Source organism: Bacteroidota bacterium (genome assembly GCA_016713925.1).
Lineage (GTDB): Bacteria > Bacteroidota > Bacteroidia > AKYH767-A > OLB10 > JAJTFW01.
In genome coordinates this window covers 1,024,484-1,044,984 of record JADJOH010000002.1, presented here as the reverse complement: position 1 = coordinate 1,044,984, position 20,501 = coordinate 1,024,484, and the positions used below count along the sequence as shown (strand labels likewise).

13 protein-coding genes and 1 pseudogene are annotated in these 20,501 nt (G+C 38.4%); 10 read left to right on the top strand and 4 right to left on the bottom strand.

Features of this window, described 5'->3' with window-relative positions; translation table 11 throughout:
- Nucleotides 1–47: 47 nt before the first annotated feature.
- Nucleotides 48–1,499 (bottom strand): hypothetical protein, encoded by a 1,452-nt coding sequence (locus tag IPJ86_04330; protein ID MBK7886540.1) that lies wholly within the window; start codon nucleotides 1,497–1,499, stop codon nucleotides 48–50.
- An 8-nt stretch (nucleotides 1,500–1,507) separates the two neighbouring features.
- Nucleotides 1,508–1,996 (bottom strand): RNA polymerase sigma factor, encoded by a 489-nt coding sequence (locus tag IPJ86_04325; GenBank protein MBK7886539.1) that lies wholly within the window; start codon nucleotides 1,994–1,996, stop codon nucleotides 1,508–1,510.
- A gap of 233 nt (nucleotides 1,997–2,229) precedes the next feature.
- On the opposite strand from IPJ86_04325, the gene IPJ86_04320 reads away from it, so the two are divergent.
- Nucleotides 2,230–3,153: a hypothetical protein gene (locus IPJ86_04320; GenBank protein MBK7886538.1), complete on the top strand. Its 924-nt coding sequence runs from the start codon at nucleotides 2,230–2,232 to the stop codon at nucleotides 3,151–3,153.
- 33 nt (nucleotides 3,154–3,186) lie between these two features.
- Here IPJ86_04320 and IPJ86_04315 read toward each other — a convergent pair whose 3' ends face one another.
- Nucleotides 3,187–3,612, bottom strand: a complete 426-nt coding sequence (locus IPJ86_04315; protein MBK7886537.1) for a hypothetical protein — start codon at nucleotides 3,610–3,612, stop codon at nucleotides 3,187–3,189.
- Between the two features lie 138 nt (nucleotides 3,613–3,750).
- On the opposite strand from IPJ86_04315, the gene IPJ86_04310 reads away from it, so the two are divergent.
- The 3 genes and pseudogenes from IPJ86_04310 to IPJ86_04300 all read left to right on the top strand — a co-directional run bounded on the left by IPJ86_04310 (nucleotide 3,751) and on the right by IPJ86_04300 (nucleotide 7,135).
- Nucleotides 3,751–4,290, top strand: a complete 540-nt coding sequence (locus IPJ86_04310) for a DinB family protein (GenBank protein ID MBK7886536.1) — start codon at nucleotides 3,751–3,753, stop codon at nucleotides 4,288–4,290.
- Between the two features lie 310 nt (nucleotides 4,291–4,600).
- Nucleotides 4,601–5,752, top strand: coding sequence for a PQQ-binding-like beta-propeller repeat protein (locus tag IPJ86_04305; GenBank protein MBK7886535.1), 1,152 nt, complete (start codon nucleotides 4,601–4,603; stop codon nucleotides 5,750–5,752).
- A 125-nt stretch (nucleotides 5,753–5,877) separates the two neighbouring features.
- Nucleotides 5,878–7,135: pseudogene (locus tag IPJ86_04300) on the top strand (NAD(P)/FAD-dependent oxidoreductase).
- A gap of 520 nt (nucleotides 7,136–7,655) precedes the next feature.
- Here the strand turns inward: IPJ86_04300 and IPJ86_04295 are convergent.
- Complete coding sequence (locus IPJ86_04295; GenBank protein ID MBK7886534.1) at nucleotides 7,656–8,951, bottom strand: hypothetical protein; 1,296 nt, start codon at nucleotides 8,949–8,951, stop codon at nucleotides 7,656–7,658.
- Between the two features lie 386 nt (nucleotides 8,952–9,337).
- Between IPJ86_04295 and IPJ86_04290 the strand changes: the two genes are divergently transcribed.
- The 6 genes from IPJ86_04290 (at nucleotide 9,338) to IPJ86_04265 (ending at nucleotide 20,488) form a co-directional block, all read left to right on the top strand.
- Complete coding sequence (locus tag IPJ86_04290) at nucleotides 9,338–9,742, top strand: hypothetical protein (GenBank protein MBK7886533.1); 405 nt, start codon at nucleotides 9,338–9,340, stop codon at nucleotides 9,740–9,742.
- A 246-nt stretch (nucleotides 9,743–9,988) separates the two neighbouring features.
- Complete coding sequence (locus IPJ86_04285) at nucleotides 9,989–10,981, top strand: hypothetical protein (protein ID MBK7886532.1); 993 nt, start codon at nucleotides 9,989–9,991, stop codon at nucleotides 10,979–10,981.
- Between the two features lie 24 nt (nucleotides 10,982–11,005).
- A complete protein-coding gene (locus IPJ86_04280; GenBank protein MBK7886531.1) occupies nucleotides 11,006–16,837 on the top strand; it encodes a T9SS type A sorting domain-containing protein in 5,832 nt (1,943 codons plus the stop codon).
- A 77-nt stretch (nucleotides 16,838–16,914) separates the two neighbouring features.
- A complete protein-coding gene (locus tag IPJ86_04275; GenBank protein MBK7886530.1) occupies nucleotides 16,915–18,402 on the top strand; it encodes a T9SS type A sorting domain-containing protein in 1,488 nt (495 codons plus the stop codon).
- On the top strand, nucleotides 18,399–18,962 hold the full coding sequence (locus IPJ86_04270) for a T9SS type A sorting domain-containing protein (GenBank protein MBK7886529.1): 564 nt from the start codon (nucleotides 18,399–18,401) through the stop codon (nucleotides 18,960–18,962). Before IPJ86_04275 ends, IPJ86_04270 begins: the two co-directional genes overlap by 4 nt.
- Complete coding sequence (locus tag IPJ86_04265; GenBank protein ID MBK7886528.1) at nucleotides 18,959–20,488, top strand: hypothetical protein; 1,530 nt, start codon at nucleotides 18,959–18,961, stop codon at nucleotides 20,486–20,488. Before IPJ86_04270 ends, IPJ86_04265 begins: the two co-directional genes overlap by 4 nt.
- Nucleotides 20,489–20,501: the final 13 nt, after the last annotated feature.

The window sequence follows — 20,501 nt, the reverse complement described above, 5'->3', positions numbered from 1 at the left end:
TAATTTAGTGGAGAATTTCCTTTAGAAATGTCGGAGATCGTCAGTAATCAAAATTGTTTTTGTATCACTCTCTTTTCTGTCTCTACTTCATAAGCACTCAATTTACCGGTAATGGGATTGAAGGCCGTGCGAACTTTTACTTTGTCTTTGGAAATCTTTCCTACCGCCTTCGCAGCAAACTTTAACAAACGACTTCCGAAAGGTAATTTTGCAGGAGCAGAAGCGGTCCCGATTAATTCCTCCCCTGCAGCTTTGTTTACATTTTTTGCAGCTAGGTCTATCATTTCTTCGCCAATGCGGGCCGGATTTATAATCGCAGCCAATGAAGGAGGTTCGTTCGGATTTTCATAAGAAACAGTTGCCTTTGGAGTATAGCGCCTTTCTGTAAACACAAAAGGTTCTTCAATTTTTATTGCTGGATTTGGTTTGGGAGAAAGAGAAGCTATGGTTTCTGCAAAGATGTTTTCAGCAGGAATACCATTTTCACTGCGATCTTTAGGTAGTTGTATTTTATTTTGTACAATGTTGTTTTTATAGTTATTATTCTCACTATTCAACGTCCCCTCCTTCACAGGCTTATTGTTTTTATCTGCAAATGTTGGTTTGTTTATTTCTGTAGAGTAATTCTTATTTTTTTCAATTAATGAAACACTATCCTTTTTGGATTCAAGTGCGTCTTTTTTTTCAGCAGGATTTTTCTCTGACAGCATGGGTTGAATATTTCTTTCTTCCGGCAATGACTTTACCAGGGTATCTTCAATAGTTGCAAACTGAGGATCGTTACCATTATTTTTTTCAGCTAACCGGAAAATAAATGCAGCACCTATAAGTAATAAGAGGATAGCAGCAATGCGCAATGCTTTCGAAGAATTAAATCCGAAAGATGGAATTCTTTTATACAAAAATTTCTTTCCCGAAAAATGGTCATCAGTACTCAATGGAAGCTTAGTTCGTCGATATAGCTCCCTGTCCTGTTCATATTGTGGATGCTTTTGTAAGAAGGAAAGCAGCAAACTCCTTTGTTGCAAGTTGAGTTCGCCTTCCATTTCTGCGATGAGCCATTCCTGGATGCTCGCTTCAGATAGATCTGCAGTTTTCTTTATCGACTCTTTTCCTTCAAAAGTAATCGAAGGTTCTTCAGTAAGTTTTGTGTTGCGGAAGAGTTCACGTTCATTCATGTAAACCGGATGGGCGGCTAAAAAGTTTTCCAGTAGTACAAGTTTTTCCGGAGACAATTGGTCTTCTACTTCTGCAATGAACCACTCGTGAATATTTTCTGCCGATGGTTTATCTGATTTAATCAAATCGCCTTTTTCAGGATAAGCATCTGCTTCTTCAGAAAAGTCAATTAATGCAATATTTTCAAAAGAACTGAACTCTTCATTTAATTCCGGATGTTGCTCCAGAAAAAGGAACAATTCCGCCACCTCGCCGGCACTGAGATTTCCATCGAAATAATCGATGAACCAGCTTTCGTAATTATGGGTGTTGATGTTCATTTTTTTTGTCAGATGACATTCTCCGGTTTGCCGATGTATTCTTTTAATGCGAGCCGTGCTCTGTAAATGTAAACTTTAACCTGTGATTCCTTTAAACCGGTTATCTCCCCAATTTCTTCGTAGGAATATCCTTCGTAATCTCTTAACATAACCACAGTTCGCTGAATTTCCGGTAAACGATTTAATGCTTTGCGGAGTACTTCTTTTAGTCCACTGTAATTGCCGGAACTATGACTGTATTGCTCTTCATTTACTTCATTCCAATTGCCTTGCTTTTTTAGTCGTCTTAACCGATCCAGCATGGTATGATAAGCAGTGGTAAATAAATAGGATTTGGCCTTTTCACCATTTATCTGTCCAACGTTGATCCACATTTTTTCAACAGCATCTTGTACAATATCTTGCGCAAATTCTTTGTCGCGGGTGTTATGCAGGATGAATCGATATACGCCATCCGCATGTTGATCTACACAAAAATTGTATTCCTGAGTGGTCACGTTTTCTAAATTCGCAAGTTTAGTAATGGGACTAATTAACCTGTCGTAAAGTTACAACTTCAATAAACGTGTGCGTAAGTAGTTGATTGCCAATATTTATATTTAAGGTTAAGGAGGTTTTCTTCTGTTCAATTGATCTTCATGTTCTAGGATTAACTTGCTTAGGATTGGATAGCTTTGAAACATAGTAGCAGTATTAAGAGTATTGGATTATCCACTAACTTCGCAATGAAATGATGAAAAATTATATAATTATTTGCCTGATTCTTTGTTCGGCCCTTGTAAATGGCCAGCAACCCCTACGTAAAAATATTCCGGGAACGAAGTGTACAATGGAGATCAAGGAAGGATTTGTTGCTGCAAAACGTTTTAATGGTTTTGAGAATTTGAAGGGAGGTGCGGCAGTTATTGTTTCCGTTTTGCAGAGTCCAATCGAGAAAAACAAATCCGCTTTTTCGCAGGAGGAGATGAAGAGATTAGGGATGACATTTGTAAGTAACTCGGAGCCGGATTTAGGCGGATTAAAAACAAGTTTGTTTGAGATGACACAAATGAATAAGGGGGTAAAATTCCGGAAGTATATTCTGATTTTCGGAGATACAGCGAAAACGGTTATGATAAATTGTGGAGCTCCTGACAGTAACTCCAGACTTTGCGAGGAAGTGAAGGCAATGGCACTTTCCGTTAAGTATGAACCGTTGGTGGAGGAAGATCTGGAGGCAGGAGTAGATTTTATTGTCGATGCAAAGAGTCAGGGCTTTATGCCGGCAAAATATAGTTTAGGGGGCCTCGTTTATACGCGGGATGGAAAAACTCAAACGGAAAGCGATGATAATGCTTCGTTTTTAGTGGGACCATCTATTAAAAAAGTGAAATCACTGGATAGGAAAGAATTTGCCGTGAAGCGTTTGAACAGTTTGCCCGGATTGGATTCATTGATGAGCTATCAGATCGATTCCATTTTGATTGATGGTCTAAAAGGGTATGAAATTACCGGTAAAGCCTTCAATAAAAAGAAAGAGGAACAAGTAGTGTACGAAGTGATGCTCTTCGTGGATGATGCCAACTATTATGTAATGGCTGGTCAGGCCACAGCGCGTTTCGACGATAACCTGATCCGGTTCCGGAATATGGCGAAGAGTTTTAAGAGAAAGTAATTCAGGATATTTTACTGGTATTTAATCAACTATTTACTTGCTAAAATAGTCCTTCACTTTCGCCTGCAATTGATTTTCACTCATATGATCCGCTGACTCAGAATGGATATTTTTAGATCTGAAATGTGCATCTTCTTTCATAAGATTATACAACTCACTCCTCGCCGGACCGGGACCAAAGAGGTAAATATCATCATATTCAAGTAGCTTTTGCTGTAGTTCTTTGTAGTATTTGTGTAAAGCATCCTGCTCGCGATGTTGTTTGTGATTTTCGTTGTTTGTAGAGCGATAGCCTCCCAATCTAATACTATCACCGCTTTCGCCTTTGTGTCGAACATTAGATTCTAATTCGGATGTCGTTGTTTCCGGTTCATTCGAATTTAAAGTCGGATGAATAAAATGGGCCTCGGCCTGATCTATCCATACCCCTACCTGTTTAATAGCATTTTCTTTTTTCATAGTGGATGATCTTGTGGTTAGATGGTAAAATTAAGGAGGTTTTCCGGTTAAACACGAAAGGTATGTTGTTTTTATTGATGACAATAATCATATATGAGGAATATCGCTTAATTTAGCTGGTCCTACTATACAATTATTATGAAACAGGCGCTGAAATCAGAAATCGTTTCTAATCCCAATTATTTTGACCGGTACATTGCTGTAGTTCCGGAGGATGATTTGTTTGTCGCATTGACGCATTCACTGAATAACTGGATGAAGATGGACTGGGATCGTTTGGCACGTATTGGCGATAAAGTGTATGAGCCTGGAAAATGGACCATAAAGGAAGTCTTACAGCATATCAACGATACCGAACGAATCATGTCCTATCGTGCGCTGCGTTTCGCCCGTAACGATCAAACACTTTTGCCGGGATATGATGAGAATTATTTTGTAGAGCATTCCAATGCCAATGAGAGAAGTCTGGAAGCGTTGAAGGAAGAATTTATTTTATTGCGAAAATCTGCTATTAACATGTATGAGAGTTTCAATGAAGAAAGCTTGTTACGTCGGGCAATATGCTTTAATGTGGACTTGTCGGTGTTGGCATTGGGGTTTATTCTGGCAGGACATCAAATTCATCATATGAAAGTAATGCAGGAAAAATATTATTTTCTTGCCGACAATCAGAAGTAACTGTCGGCTTCCGCTGGATCTTTGTCAGTAAATTCTTTTGCGTTGGTCGTTGTTTTAACGATACTGATCTAAATCATTCTATCTTTTTTTGGAATTGTCTTACTTTTAAAGATGAATGGTTATGATTAAATTAATAACTACAAGATTTATCGGAATTACATCCTTGTTATGCGATGGTATTGATAGGAGAATATTAATCCGGTCGATAGTTGATTCAAATATTTTCAGATTAAAGCAGAAGAAATATTTGTTTTCCGGGTGGATATTGTCATTTTATCATTTGAAGATATTATCATTTTATTTTCTAACCATGGTATCAGTCTGTTTAGGTAGTCCTCCTGAAAAATTTTCATTGGTTTGGAAGTATAATGTACCTCAACCCATCTTTTCTTCAGTGGCTGTTTCATCGGGAAGTGTTTACTTCGGAAGTCTTGATAGTTGTTTTTACGCCCTGGATATCGCTAGTGGTAAACAGTTGTGGAAATTTAAAACAACCGGTGAAATCCGTTCTACTGCATTGGTGGAAAATAAAAAAATATATTTTATCAGCGGAGATGGAAATCTCTATTGCTTGTCAGATTCGGGAAAACTGATTTGGAAATTCCGAACTAAGGGGGAGAAGAAAGTTGATTTTGCAGATTATCATCAATCTGCTGCCGTATTAAAAAACGGACTGCTGTTTTTTGGTTCCGGTGACAGTTGCATATATGCTGTTCATGCCGGCAATGGTAGTTTGAAGTGGGTGTTTAAAACAGGTGATGCAGTACATTCAACGCCTGCAATTGACGATCAGGCTGTCTATTGCGGATCTTTTGACGGGTATTGTTATGCTATAAGTATAGACAATGGTGCTTTGTTGTGGAAGTTTAAAACGGTTGGACACCATTATTTTCCGAAGGGTGAAGTGCAAGGCAGTCCTGCTCAAACAGAGGATCTTGTTTTTTTCGGTGTAAGAGATTATAATGTTTATGCTTTGGATAAAAAAGAGGGGTATTGTCATTGGAATAGATCTTTCAGCAAAGGTTGGGTGTTGTCACTTACTATTCTTGATTCCGTATTGTATATGGCAGGAGCGGATGAACGTATGCTTGCCGCGGTGAACCCTAATACCGGAACCGAATACTGGAAGCGAAGTATGGATTTTTTAGTCTTTGGTAATGTTGTGAAAATGAAGGAGGAATTGCTGATAGGAACTACAATGGGTAAATTGTATGCGATAGACCTTAACACGGGCAGTGATAAATGTGTTTTTTCAACTTCAGGTTATAACAAAAGTCGCCTGAAGTATTTTAAAGAAAATGACGAGTACAGGGATGATATTTATTCGATCATAACATCCAATGAACAATTTTTGGAAGTGGAATGTGAGCTGGGTGGAATTTTTTCAACGCCGGTCTGCTCGGACAATTATGTTGTGTTTTCTAGTGCGGAAGGTGCTGTATATTGTTTGAGCTATCTCTGAAATGGTACTTAAACAGTGTTTTTTATTTAGTGATAAGATCAAAGAAGCGACTATCTTCCTATATATTGGCTTTGGTTGTCTATCTTTGATACGAATTTGCCGACTGGTCGTCATTTCCAATTCATATGAAAATAATCATTATCGGTGGAGGTTTTGCCGGACTCGAGCTGGCGAAGAAACTAAGAAATACCCGGTTTGAGGTATTATTAATAGATCGGCAGAATCATCATCAGTTTCAACCCTTGTTTTATCAGGTAGCCACCGCCGCATTGGAACCCTCCAGCATTTCATTTCCTTTCAGAAAGATATTTCAAAAAGTAAAGAATTTTGATTTTTGTCTGTCAGAGGTTCTTTCCATAGGTCCGGATACTAAACAAGTATTTACCGATGCCGGCACTTTTAATTATGATTTTTTGGTCATCGCTACCGGCTGTAAAACAAATTATTTTGGCAATGAATCCCTCAGTGCCAATACCTTTTCAATGAAAACAACACAAGAAGCCATTGAAATCAGAAATAGTATTTTATTATCTTTTGAAGAAGCTGCTGTCAATGGCATTGATAAACAAAATGGATTAAATAATATCGTCATCGTAGGTGCAGGTCCAACCGGAGTGGAGTTGGCCGGCGCTTTTGCAGAGTGGAAGAGGCATGTTTTACCCCGTGATTATCCGAAGGTAAATTTCAAATTGCTGAATATTATTTTACTGGAAGGTAGTAAGAATACACTCAATGCGTTGAGCGATCAGGCAAAAATCGCATCCCGAAAATACCTGGAAGAATCAGGCGTGGAGGTGCGTACTGAAGTGTATGTGACCTCATATAATGGATATGATGTTGTCTTAAATAATGGGGAAACAATTAAAAGCCAAAATGTGATTTGGGCAGCCGGTGTTACCGGGAATGTGATCAACGGTTTAAAGCCGGAAGCATTGGTTCGAAATCGTTATGTGGTGAATCGTTACAACTTTGGTCGCAGGATATGATACGATTTATGCATTGGGCGATATTGCTTATATGGTGACACCTTCATACCCCAACGGCCATCCTCAGGTAGCGAATGTAGCCATTGGTCAGGCGCGGAATCTAAGCAAAAACTTATTGAATCTGGAAAAGAACAAACCCATGAAGGAATATGAATATAAAGATTTGGGTTCGATGGCCACAGTGGGTAAGCATAAAGCCGTAGTGGATTTACCCTTTATCAAATTTCAGGGTAGACTCGCATGGTTTACCTGGATGTTCTTACATCTGATGCTGATTTTGAATGTAAAGAACAAACTGATCATTTTTATCAATTGGGCCTGGAGTTATTTTACCAACGATTCTTCATTGCGGTTGATTCTGAAACCCGGTGCAAAGAACGTGAAGGAAGAGATCTGATGACTTCAGCAATGTGACACCCTAAAATTAAAATCAGAAGAGTTCTTTAAATATCTTCAGTGTAAGTTCTTTGAAGAAGATAGGAGAGGAAATAACGTCATAACGAAGATGCATATTCCTTCCACATAAGCCCTGTAGGGGCGGTATCTCTGTAATCGACAAACACCCCCTTTCCTTACAACCGCCGGCAGCTGACCTTAGGTCGGCTGCCGGCGTAGTTGGGGGAAGATGATATCTTTACTTACAGAGATACTGCCCCTACAGGGCTTCTACCTCTAAGAACTCGGGACATCTCAGTTATGACTTATCCCCCGTCAGACACCTACAACAATTGTTAATTTATAATATCAGGCATATTCTCTATTCCCTGTAAAAGCAACTGTTTTTTCTGCGAATGTCAGGAATAGCGTAAAGGAAGAGTCCTGATAGTTTCGTTTTCAAATTAATATTCAATAAAAAAAGGTCACCTTTTTCAAGATGACCTTTTAATCAGTACGTGTTTTCGTAACTGATATGTATTTTAGAATTTCAGATCAACGCCAATAGCAATTGCATCTAGACTATTGCTTGTTTTTACGTCTACATCCAAAGGTTGAACGAGTAGAGCTTTCGTCGTTTGATCATTGTAGAAAGTATGCATATAGCCCAATGTTAACGTGATGTTGGAAGTGGCCATATAACTCATCCCTGTGTTGATATTAAAATTATCATCAGGTGCAGTTTCAAAGGCGCCTGCTTTGGTGAAGTATCCGTTGCGGTCGCTGTATTGGAAGTCGGTGTATCCACCACCGATACTCACAAGGAATTTCTTGCCGGCTTGAATGGTAGAAGCGATATTGATTCCAATGGCATCTCCTGCAAGATCTCCATAGTTTTTTTCTTCGGTCAATGGAGTGGATTTATCCCAGTTAGCCGATGTTTGAGCATAATAGTTGAAATCACCATATAGCATAACGGTAGGGGTAGCTGCAAATGCAATACCTGCCGCGAATACCGAAGGGAGATCTCTGCGTGTAGTACTGCCATCAGTGGTCATTCCGAAGTCATCGGTTTGCTGATCGGTTTCAAATTCCATTTTAACGGCTGTTTCATAGCGTGCAGTAAATCGTGTGCGTGGACTCGCCTGAATCATCATGCTGAATACTCCACCAAAACCTGAGGCTGTTTCATTGGACTTTAAAACCATGGCCGCATCCGGCAGAGTGAGTGGAGATTGAGTAAGCGTCAAACCCGCTTCAGTTTTATTGGTGGCGTCGAGATAACGTCCGGCAACAGCGAACGAGATTTTATCATTGACAGCAAAAGATCCTCCGAGCGTTGTAGTCAGATAGAAAGAGGAAGCTTTTAAATGTTGTTTATCGTAGGCACCATAAGCACCCTGCGCGGCAGTCAGCACTTGCAAGCCGATCATTTCTGTAGTGATACTTCCGGTTGGATAATTCGCTGTAGCACCACCGCCGGCCATAAATATACCGGTGAACAATGCAAAGCGATCCTTCTTATACGTCATGTACAAATTAGGAAGGAAGAGATCATTTCCATCCTGCGTATAGGTCAGCTCACCAGCGCCCAAGCCCATATCGAAGGTATGACTTGGTTTTCTGAACAAACTTTGGTTCCCGACATTGATATGAAAACCATTGTTCAATCGTACCAATCCCGCGGGATTATAAACTACGATATCACTGGCATCTGTTGCCGCATTACGAGCCGGAGTACGGACCCATTCTGCACTTAAATTACTAAGGTTGTCATGTTGTGCAAAGGAGGTTCCTGCGAGTAAACATAAACCTGCAATGAATGATAGATTTTTCATGATTTTGAGTTTTGCCTTTATTTCTACGCCGGGAGGATGGCTTTTGTTGCAAATGACTTTAAATCGTAGTAAAATGGAAGACTCACTTTAAATCGATTCCACACTTAAGTCATTGAAAAACAATAATTAATAAAGCCCTAATGGTATTCTCCGCCATAATTGATTTCGTTGAAATTTAAAAAGCTACGAAGTCTAAAGGGCGCGCATGGAGTACCTGATTAACCGGGACCCATCTTAACAATAATTAAGTTTAAATCGAGATGTGAACCTCGAAGATGATTTGCAAATTAATGATTTTTCATGGAGTTGTAGAAAACTTAACATTAAAAATATTTTGTTATTCGAAATTTAATTCTAATTTTGATTCAACCTAAACTTTATTACCCATGAAAACTCTAGCCTTTCTTCGCCATGGTCTTTTAATTATTTTGTTCTCTGCAACAACATTTATAGTGCAAGCACAAACTCCATTGGATGCCTTTGTCACCACAACAGTCCCTGTAAATGATAGTGTAGTTGGGACGATGTTTATCACTTTAGCCGACACCAACCAAGTTGATTTGGTTGAAATAAAATTAGGAAGTAAAGATGGAGTTACTGACCTGTTTAATTACAGTTTTGCATATGACCAAACTACCGGACTTCCTGCAGGATATGTGTGGAGCAGGACAGGCAATAAACTGATCTTGCAACTCGGAAGTTTTGCGTACTCGGATGTTCAGTTTGGAAGCGTAAGAGTGAAAAATGCAAGTGGAGTGTGGAGCGATGCTTTCGCATTTGTAACTAACTAGTGGTAGAGCACTGTTGAAAAATAATGATCCCTACAGTGGGCATCAGTTAGAGAGAGGTGTGCTTAGTGAAAAATGGGAGTTAATGATTTCCCTTATATTGAATTCAGTTTTCAATGACTATGGGATGTTTGTTGAGATGATTTATTTGAACGACTCTACATAGAGGTCGTTATTTGATTACCATCATTAGTTTTTAATTGTATATTCCAGTACATAATTGATATCACCCATCAAAACATTTAACCCATGAATCATTTCGTCTATTTCTCAAAAACGACCTTAGATCAAAGTCCTTTGCAAATCTTAACAAGTTTAATTCTGCTTCTTTTATTTACTACATCATCGTTGACCGCTGGGAATTACACCTGGAACGGAACCACCAATAGTGACTGGGCAAATTCCTCTAATTGGTCGCCTTCGGGAATACCAAATTCTAACGATACCATCACCATCAATTCCGGAAAACCTAATCTGGAATTGGATCAGGATCGAACTGTAAACAGGCTTATACAATACGGGAGTACCATAGATTTAGATACCAATGAATTGCATGTCACTCAACGGGCTTCCTTTAATGGTGGTGATGTCATTGGAGCGTCATTAAAATTGAGGGGGACCTATGCTTATTTCCAAGGAACAGATTTTAATTGTACCTTAGATGTCATTGTGGGACAGATAAAATTCAGCGGTGGCACCTTTGACCAAAACGGCAGTTTCGAGCAAAACGGCTCGGCCAGTGGTTGGGGAGATGGCGGATGCGTTTTTAATGCGGATGTCACCATCAAAAATTCCGGGACAGCCTATTTAAGGATGGGCGAGGATTTTGGTGATACTTTTAATGGAAAGGTGTATTTAATAAGTAGTGGAGGCTATGCTATTCAAATGGCTTTTGGTGATACGAGTTATTTCAATGACACCATTTATATAAATAGCAATGCTAACGGAGGAGTTTATTTTTGCAATGCTACTTCCGGGGCAATGGCATTATTAGGGGATAATGCTTGTCTGGTAACCGGAAGTACCGGTATCAGCGCCGGCACCATACAATTTAAGAACATTTTTCAAACTGCTACTACTGCCAATAGTATTACAGCTAGTGGAAGTGTTTTGTTCAATGTTTTTGTAAATACTTTTGGTGGCAAGGTAAATTTCACAGCCCCTAATTTAATTGTAAAAACCTCGACTTTTAACGACAGTACCTTTTTAACTAAAACAGGTAGTACGCTAAACAATACCTGAGAAAGCAATAATACTTATAATGCGGTGGTGACCATCACCAATGGCAATACATTAACTGCCTATTTGAAGCTGGCTAGTCAGTCTGCCGATGTATATAATGAAGATGTGTATTTCAATGCCGGTACCGGTCCCATACAAACTTCCAATGCAGGTACCAATATTTACAATGGCAATGTTGCTGTAAACGGAAACAATGTCACCTTTAACAATAGCGGTGGAACATTAAAATTCGCAGGAAGCGAAGATCAGGAGTTTGGCGGAGGAACAAGTACGCTTACCTTTAATAAACTCATTGTTGACAAACCGGGAGGAATTGTAACATTGAACCAGCCCATCACCATTGATAGTTTGCTTCAACTAAGTAATGGCATTGTATATACTGATACACTGATTACCTTAAAAGCAACCGCCACAACCACCGGTGCCAATAACCTGAGTTATGTGGATGGAACGGTGAAGAAGATTGGGAATACGGCGTTCATTTTTCCGGTGGGTGCGGACAATTCCTATTACCCGATTGAAATCTCTGCCCCCGCAGTTTCAACAGAATCCTTTACTGCAAAGTATTTTGCCATTCACCATTCACTCAGCGATTCATGCGATACAACAGTAAGTAGTATTTCTACATGCAATTACTGGCAATTAAAAAGAAATACAGGCAGCACCAATGTACAGGTAAGACTTTATTGGGATAGTTTAGGATGTGGATTATTTGATACCTCAGGAATTCATATTTTAAATTGGAACGGGGTAAAATGGAAGGATCTTGGTGCTTCGGGAATTAGTGGTAATGCAAGAGTAGGAAGTATAGGCACAAGCGTGACTGTAGCACAATTTGATTTTTTCACATTAGGAATATCTCTGCCAGTAATTAATGTTAATCCTACTTTAGGGGATGATCGTGATTTACCTATAGATTTTTTTGGATTTAATGGTGGAAACACAATTCAAGTGGATGCAAATGATGATCCAGTCCAGACTTGGGAAATATTATATAATAATGAGGTGGTTCTTGCAAATCCTGCCGCTACAATTTTACGTGTTCCGTTCGGCACATTGAGTAATTTTGCCGATTGGCGTACCGGATGGCCTATATTAGAGCGCGATCTTCCTTTTGATTGGTTTTATGATAAGAATAGTTTCAAAAAAATACCCACCAGCTATTTAGGAAACACATACGATTTCTATCGTAATAATTTGGAATTGCTAGGTGCTCAAGCTATGATCACATGGAATATGTTGAGTTCAAAATTTTATTATGAATTGGCATCTATATACCGCCTGCAAGAGTTGAATGTTCCCATTCGATACCTTGAATTAGGAAACGAGTTTTATCTCAATGATGAATATAATAAACAAGTTTTCCCTTCTGCAAATAGTTATGTAGATCTTTCTTTAGAATATGCAACCAGTTTCAGAGATTTTCAACTACCACAAACTACACAGACAAAGATTGCAATGGTAGGGGCTGATATTCCCCAATCAGGGCCAGGGAGAAGACGCCTATGGTTGGAAAGTGCACTCAAGCGCCTACCAAATACCAATAACATAGACGCTATAGTTATACACGATTATATTGGAGAATTTCCTATTAATCCACAATTATGTCAAGGTTCATTTATATCAGCAGATTTACAAACATATATTGAAAAGGCATTTATAGAGGAAGATTATTTAAAGGCAAACACTTTTGATCTCATTGATGATTATAATAGTGCTAAATTCAGTGCTAAGCCATTGGAAATATGGCTCACCGAATTTAATATGCTTGACAATAATAATTTCCGTATCGGTACATGGTCACATGGTTTATTTAACAGTGTAATGGCATTAAAATATCTGGAAACAGAAGCGATCACAAAAGTGATTTCACATACTCTTACCAGTGACGGTATTTATGGAAATATTTTTGAGTCATCTACCGGATTTGACGATATACAATGTCATGGTGCGCCTCATTTACCTAAACCTAAACCTGCTACCGTTCAATGGGGTCTAACAGCAGTAGGCAATGCATTTTCACTAATCTCTCAAGCGATGAAGAACGCTGAAAAGGCGTGGCCTTTGGACTTTAGTGCTATACAACCACCCTTGCAAACATTAGTTCCAAATAGTACAAATCCTTTACTTTATGGATGGGTTTTTGAAAGGGGGTCAAATGATCGTGAAGTAATTTTGCTAAATTTAGGAGGAACTCAATCCTATAATCTTGAGTTAGAGAATATATATTCCGGAATTTATTCTACAAGTTCTCTTGAGTATGAACAACTAACAGCTATTTCTCAAAACTATGCAATTACAGGAAATGCAGTGGAGGGAGCTACAGATAATGGTAATTTGAATTTGACAATTGGTATTGCTTCAATAATGAACGGATCAATACGTTATGTGGAAATACCTCCTTTTTCCTTAACTCGAATTTTCCTTGTTGCTCCTCCTTTACAGGTACGTTTGACGGATGATGAAATTTGCTCAGAATCATCTACTACACTCATCATTGAAGGGGGTAGCGGAAGCTATACGGTGGCCTGTTCTGTAAGTGGGTTAACTATTACTCCAGTTAACAATAGTGATCATATTTGGAAAATTCAAACTAGCCCGGTAAATTCTACAACTATTTATCCGATTTCTGTCAATGGGAATGTTGTATGTACGCTGAATGTACATCAGGATTTAATTGATTTACAAATTGTAGATGGAAATAATAATCCAATAACTTCACCCATCACCTATTGTCCTTCTTCCGGATCTGAAACTTTAACTGCAACTTTTAATCCTGTTAATGGAAGCATGGGATCATTAGGCGATTATCATTTTTTATGGGCACCTGACTCAGGAATGATTTCCAATGCCTGTAGCACCAATGTGCCTATGTGCAATTCTATTCAAGTTGACCCACAACGTACAACAATTTACACTGTTTATGTAACGAATGATCAATGCTGGAAAAGCGCGTCCGTAACTGTTGAAGTACCAATTGAGCCATTCGATTTAGGGGAAGATATAACTGTGTGTGCAGGTACTCCTTTGGAAATTACTGCAAATTATATTGACAAAGAAATTTCAATAACTTTACCTGCAGAATTTACCGGGACGAATGACATTTACAATCCAACACTTACAATACCCACTCAGAATCCCGGAACAAGTTCATATACAATAACAGTTACAGACTTTAATTTTGGTATTACATGTTCTACAGACGATATAATAACCGTAAATGTGCTAGAATGTTGCAGTATTTCTTCCGGTGCAATTTCACTCATTCCACAACAATTTGGAACCAGATACATTAGTCATGAAACTGTTTTACAATCGACTATATTTGGTGTTTGTAGTACTTGTGTTATAAATGCACCGGGTGAAATCACTTTAGATGGCAGTTTTACAAATGAAGACATTTTTATTGATGGAGAATTTGTCCTTCGATCAGGAACAGCAAATCCCAATAATTATATTTTAAAGAACTGGACAATTCATTTAGGTGATAATGCGAGTTTATCTATTGACCCTGATAGGAAATTAACACTGGAAAATTGCACACTGGTTTCTTGTGGAAACAAAATGTGGAATAGTATCATTTTAGATAAAGAAGGGAGTAAGTTTATCCCATCAATTGAAATTAAAGACTGTATTATAAGAGACGCAAAAACTGGTCTCACACTCACTCGAGAAGCTAATTATACAGTAACAGGAAATACTTTTGAGAATTGCCATATTGATATTGACATGAGTAATTATCAAAGTAAGGCGAAAGGCAAAATAGAAGACAATATATTTACCTCCTCTGGTCTTCTAACTCTATATCCTCATGTTTCAGATAAAAAATATGCGGGAATAGTTCTGAACGATGTTGAAGAAATTGAAATCGGAGACGCCGCGGATCCAAACACGTTTAGCCATTCACTATTTGGAATACATTCAACCAACTCCAGCCTCAATCTATTCAACAATTCATTTGAAGATATCTGGGATAATTCAACAAGTCCAACACAAGGTACTGCTGTGCATGTTGTATCCGATTTTGATCAAAATGACCGGGTTTTAAAAGTGGGGAATGGTACTCCGACTAAAGGAAATACTTTTTTGAGATCATTGAATGGGATTTTTACAGATGGTGAAATGAATATTGACATTAAGAAAAATATATTTGGAAGTAGCTCTTCGGATGTTGACAGGCTAAGAGTACATGGAATTGGTATTCGCAACCCGGGATATAAATCGGTAGTGATTGAAAATGGAAATGAGTTCTATGATTACAATTATGGTGTTTGGACTGAAAATGATCGGAACTATAATGTATTATATATTCATAATAATGATTTTTTTAATCATTTTGACTACAGTGAGTTCCTAGGCGGAAATACGGCATACTATGGCTCTGCAATTACAGCACTCAGTTACATTCCTATTACTGTTAGTAATGCTGAAATTTCTTTAAACACAATTGGCAGTAGCGATCCAAACGATTTTGAGCAATCTCGTATTGGAATTCGTGTGGCTAATTTGAAGCGATTCCGGATTTTAGCTAATCACATCTTTTTTAATCATGCTGCTGTTCCCGGTAATGTGTTTACCGGAATCACGCTTCAAAATTGCAAGGATGCAAGGCTAAACTTAAATGAAGTTGTAAATGTGAACACCCTTTTTCCATCAGGAAGTAAAAACACTTTAGTAGGATTAAGGATTCACGACAGCAACAATACCTGTATTGAAAATAGTACACTTTCCGGTCTTGGCTTCAGTATGATGTTTCATGGTAATAGTGTAGTTAATTCCCTTTATACAAATACCATGACCAATTTCGACACCTCCATTTGTTTAGTAACTGCTAATATAGGGGCTACTCAAGGAAGCTCTACAAATGTTTTAAATAATCGCTGGTTCAGGAACAATATGAATAATAACACCACAGGACGGGTGGCAGGATCGACTCATAATGGTGGACAAATTGTTTGGTATCACCAAGGGATTGTTAATTCTTCCGATGAATTTATACCTTATTCCGCAGGTTGTATTGTTACATCATTCCAAATATCCAACTACTCAACTTTAAGTTCATGTCCTGCCAACTTTGTATTTGGGGAACAGGATGATCCCCCATATACTGCCACAACCAGGAATAGTAATTATGGTTATATTGTTGGGGATTCCGGCAGGTTTGATGAAGAATATTTTCATGAGTACCGGTACCTGTCAAGAGGAGAATTATATCTCACCTTAAAAAATAACCCTGAGTTGCTTTCAATGGATGATACTGCGGACGATTCATTCGTGGGTTTTTACGCTGATATGTCAGGCAGTAATTACCAACACTTTGATTCAGTTTTTGCTCTAATTGAATCAGGTGATTTGTTGACGGCTGAATCTATTGTATTGGCTATTGATGATACCAATGATATTGAGTACAACATGAAGACCGTTTTACAAATACTATTGCATAGTTTAATTGTTGACTCCGCATTTAGTGCATCAGATAGTACCTTGCTTATTGAAATTGCTTATAGAAATCCACTCACAGGTGGAAATGGTGTTTTCATAGCTCGTCATTTATTGAATCTGGAGATTTATGATGAGGAAGAAAGCGGATCAAGGATAGCCTCCTTCAATCAAAAGAAAAACGAGAAAAAATTCATCGAAGTATATCCGGTTCCTTCAAAAGTTGGGGTCTATATAAAACCAACCGGAGATTTTATTCCTGATGGTTTAGAACTCTTTGGTATAAATGGTGAATTGGTGTACAAGGCCACTTTTAAAAACTATTTAAATATTGACTTTTTAAAAGCCGGTATTTACTTAGTAAGGGTGTTTTCAGGTAATGAATTCAGGCATGCTAAAATCGTGAAACTGCCATGAAGAATATTTTATCTATATCGGATAGTGCTTTTTTCAATGTATCTAAGACTTTCGTTATTCTACTTTTTTCGTTCCTAATGAACTATCAATTTTTATACGCTCAATTCAATAACAATACGTGGGTGTTCGGTGCTGGTGCAGGTATTCATTGGCAAGGTGTTCCTAAAACACCAACTAATTTCAGTTCACAAGTTAATTGGAGAAACGGAGTAACAAACATCAGTGATACATCAGGAATTTTATTATATGCAACTCTGTTAAATAATATTATACCTATAAACGGATATATCTGGAATAAATTTCATGAACCTGTATCTGGTGCAAATTTAATTAAAGGGAATGAATGGTATCATTCGGGGCTATTTATACCAAATCCTGGGAATGATTCGATTATATATTTATTTACAGCATCAGTGAATTCAAGTAGCCCTTACGGACTATATTATACATCAGCAAACTACAAAGCCAATAACGACAGCGGCATTGTCATCCAAAAAAATGTAATGCTGAATAATCTTCCGGCTTTCGATGCCTTGATGGCTGTTCGCCATGGTAATGGTAGAGACTGGTGGTTGATTTTTCAACGTTGGTTTCCACCAAACTTTACGACCCCTACCAATGAATATTTTTTATACCTTATAAATCCTGCAGGAATCTCCGGTCCATTCAACCAAAATACTGGATTAGATCATACAACAAATGGTGGGCATTTGATTTTTAGTTCTGAAGGAAATAAGTTTGCAATGATTTCATTAAAGGGCTTAATTCAACTCTGCGATTTCGACAGATGCAGCGGACAGATCACTTCCTTTACTGCAATTCAACCGGAAGGACCCGGGCCATTTCCATTGGTATTAACAAGCTGTGCCTTTTCACCCAATGAAAGATTCTTATATGTTTGTGAAGCATCACTAAGTACTCAGCCATCTACAATCTGGCAATATGATTTAACAGCAGCCAATATTGTTAACTCCAAAGTTGGAGTTGGGGTTTTTAATGATCCGAATATGGGTGTTTGGTCAATACTCAAAGCGCCTGACGATAAAATATATATTTCCACCTTTGATGAAAACTACGCCTGGCCTTACCCGGATACAAGTACGGCATTTACCACCATCAACTCTAACCTCTCCGTCATCAACCAACCCGATTCACTCGGCCTCGCTTGCGATTTTCAGCCTTTTAGTTTTTACTTGGGTGGTGCCCGTACGTACTACGGCCTCCCCAACAATCCCGATTACGAACTCGGTGCATGGGTGGGTTCACCTTGTGATACGCTGAGTGTTGGGGTGGATGACATTGTGCCGGAGCAGGAGGTATTTTTTCAGGCATGGTACAATGGTGAGTGGAATATGATTCATGTCAACGCCTCCAAACTCAAAGGAAGAACGGGAAGTTTGCGGTTGTTTGATATGGAAGGGAGGTTGGTGCTTGAGAAGAAAGTGGAGGTGATTGCTGGAGGGTATGTAACCTCTGAAATCAACATGCAAGGTATAGCAAAAGGGATGTATATTGTTACTTTATTAACGGAAAAAGAGTATCTTTCGGGTAAAGTTATTAAATGAGTGAAAGTAACTTGGCAAAGTTTGATATTGTGAGCCAGTTTGTAGAATTAGGTGATCAAATAGCAGCCATAAAGCATTTATCGGCCATTGATGACACCAACGATATTGAGTACAACATGAAAACCGTTTTAAAAATCCTTTTGCATAGTTTGATTGTTGACTCCGTTTTTAGTGCATCAGATAGTACCTTACTTATAGAAATTGCTTATAGAAATCCACTGACAGGTGGTAACGGTGTTTTCATAGCTCGTCATTTATTAAATCTGGAAATTTATGATGAAGAAGAAAGCGGATCAAGGATAGCCTCCTTCAATCAAAATAAACACGAGAAAAAATCCATCCAAGTATATCCGGTTCCATCCAAGGAAGTAGTGCATATAAAGCCAACAGGAGATTTTATTCCTGATGGTTTAGAACTCTTCAGTACAAATGGAGAATTGGTGTTCAGGGATACCTTTAAAAACTATTTAAATATTGACTTTTTAAAAGCCGGTATTTACATTGTAAAGGTGTATATGGGTAATGAATTCATGCATGCTAAAATCGTGAAACTGCCATGAAGAATATTTTAACTATACCGAATAGTGCTTTTTTCAATGTATCTAAGTCTTTCGCTATTCTACTTTTTTCGTTCCTAATAAACTATCAATATTTATACGCTCAATTCAATAACAATACGTGGGTGTTCGGTGCTGGTGCAGGTATTCATTGGCAAGGTGTTCCTAAAACACCAACTAATTTCAGTTCACAAGTTAATTGGAGAAACGGAGTAACAAACATCAGTGATACATCAGGAATTTTATTATACGCAACACTGTTAAATAATATTATACCTATAAACGGATATATCTGGAATAAATTTCATGAACCTGTAGCTGGTGCCAATTTAATTAAAGGGAATGAATGGTATAATTCGGGGCTATTTATACCAAATCCTGGGAATGATTCGATTATATATTTATTTACAGCATCAGTGAATTCAAGTAGCCCTTACGGACTATATTATACAACAGCTAACTACAAAGCCAATATCGATAGCGGCATTGTCATCCAAAAAAATGTGATGTTGAATAATCTTCCTGCATTCGATGCCTTGATGGCTGTTCGCCATGGGAATGGTAGAGACTGGTGGTTGATTTTTCAGCGATGGTTTCCACCAAATGGTACTACCTTAACAAATGCCTATTATTTATACTTAATAAATGAGGTTGGAATAAATGGTCCGTTTAACCAAAGTATTGGATTAGATCATACCACTGGTGGAGGGCATTTGATTTTCAATAATGAAGGAAGTAAATTCGCCCAAATATCATGGAAGGGGCAAATTCAACTATGCGATTTCGACAGATGCACCGGTCAGATCACTTCCTTTACTGCAATTCAGCCTGAAGGGCCCGGGCCATTTCCATTGTTATTAACAAGTTGCGCCTTTTCCCCCAATGAAAGGTTCTTATATGTTTGTGAAGCTTCACTAAGTACTCAGCCATCTACAATCTGGCAATATGATTTAACAGCAGCCAATATTGTTAACTCCAAAGTTGGAGTTGGGGTTTTTAATGATCCGAATATGGGAGTGCATTCCATTCTACTTGCACCTGACGATAAAATATATATTTCCACATTTGATGAAAACTACGCCTGGCCATATCCGGATACCAGTACAGCATTCACCACAATCAACTCAAATCTCAGCGTCATCAACCAACCCGATTCACTCGGCCTCGCCTGCGATTTTCAACCCTTCAGCTTTTACCTTGGTGGTGCCAGAACCTATTATGGCCTCCCCAACAATCCCGATTACGAACTCGGGGCATGGGTGGGTTCGCCTTGTGATACGCTGAGTGTAGGTGTGGATGATAATGTACAGGAGCAGGAGGTGTTTTTTCAAGCGTGGTATAATAGTGAATGGGATATGATTCACGTCAACGCCTCTAAACTCAAAGGCAACAAAGCAACCTTGCGCCTGGTAGATGTAGAAGGAAGGCTGGTGTATGAAAAGGAAACTGGAGTAATAGCTGGAGGATATGTAACCTCTGAAATCAACATGAAAGGTATAGCAAAGGGATGTATATTGTTACTTTATTAACGGAAAAGAGTAT

What these genes read in the sequence shown, in the direction of transcription:
- IPJ86_04285 (MBK7886532.1), top strand. Translation starts at nt 9,989, where the DNA reads ATGAATCATTTCGTCTATTTCTCAAAAACGACCTTAGATCAAAGTCCT.
- IPJ86_04310 (MBK7886536.1), top strand. Translation starts at nt 3,751, where the DNA reads ATGAAACAGGCGCTGAAATCAGAAATCGTTTCTAATCCCAATTATTTT.
- IPJ86_04275 (MBK7886530.1), top strand. Translation starts at nt 16,915, where the DNA reads ATGAACTATCAATTTTTATACGCTCAATTCAATAACAATACGTGGGTG.
- IPJ86_04290 (MBK7886533.1), top strand. Translation starts at nt 9,338, where the DNA reads ATGAAAACTCTAGCCTTTCTTCGCCATGGTCTTTTAATTATTTTGTTC.
- IPJ86_04295 (MBK7886534.1), bottom strand. Translation starts at nt 8,951, where the DNA reads ATGAAAAATCTATCATTCATTGCAGGTTTATGTTTACTCGCAGGAACC.
- IPJ86_04270 (MBK7886529.1), top strand. Translation starts at nt 18,399, where the DNA reads ATGAGTGAAAGTAACTTGGCAAAGTTTGATATTGTGAGCCAGTTTGTA.
- IPJ86_04330 (MBK7886540.1), bottom strand. Translation starts at nt 1,499, where the DNA reads ATGAACATCAACACCCATAATTACGAAAGCTGGTTCATCGATTATTTC.
- IPJ86_04320 (MBK7886538.1), top strand. Translation starts at nt 2,230, where the DNA reads ATGATGAAAAATTATATAATTATTTGCCTGATTCTTTGTTCGGCCCTT.
- IPJ86_04305 (MBK7886535.1), top strand. Translation starts at nt 4,601, where the DNA reads ATGGTATCAGTCTGTTTAGGTAGTCCTCCTGAAAAATTTTCATTGGTT.
- IPJ86_04265 (MBK7886528.1), top strand. Translation starts at nt 18,959, where the DNA reads ATGAAGAATATTTTAACTATACCGAATAGTGCTTTTTTCAATGTATCT.
- IPJ86_04315 (MBK7886537.1), bottom strand. Translation starts at nt 3,612, where the DNA reads ATGAAAAAAGAAAATGCTATTAAACAGGTAGGGGTATGGATAGATCAG.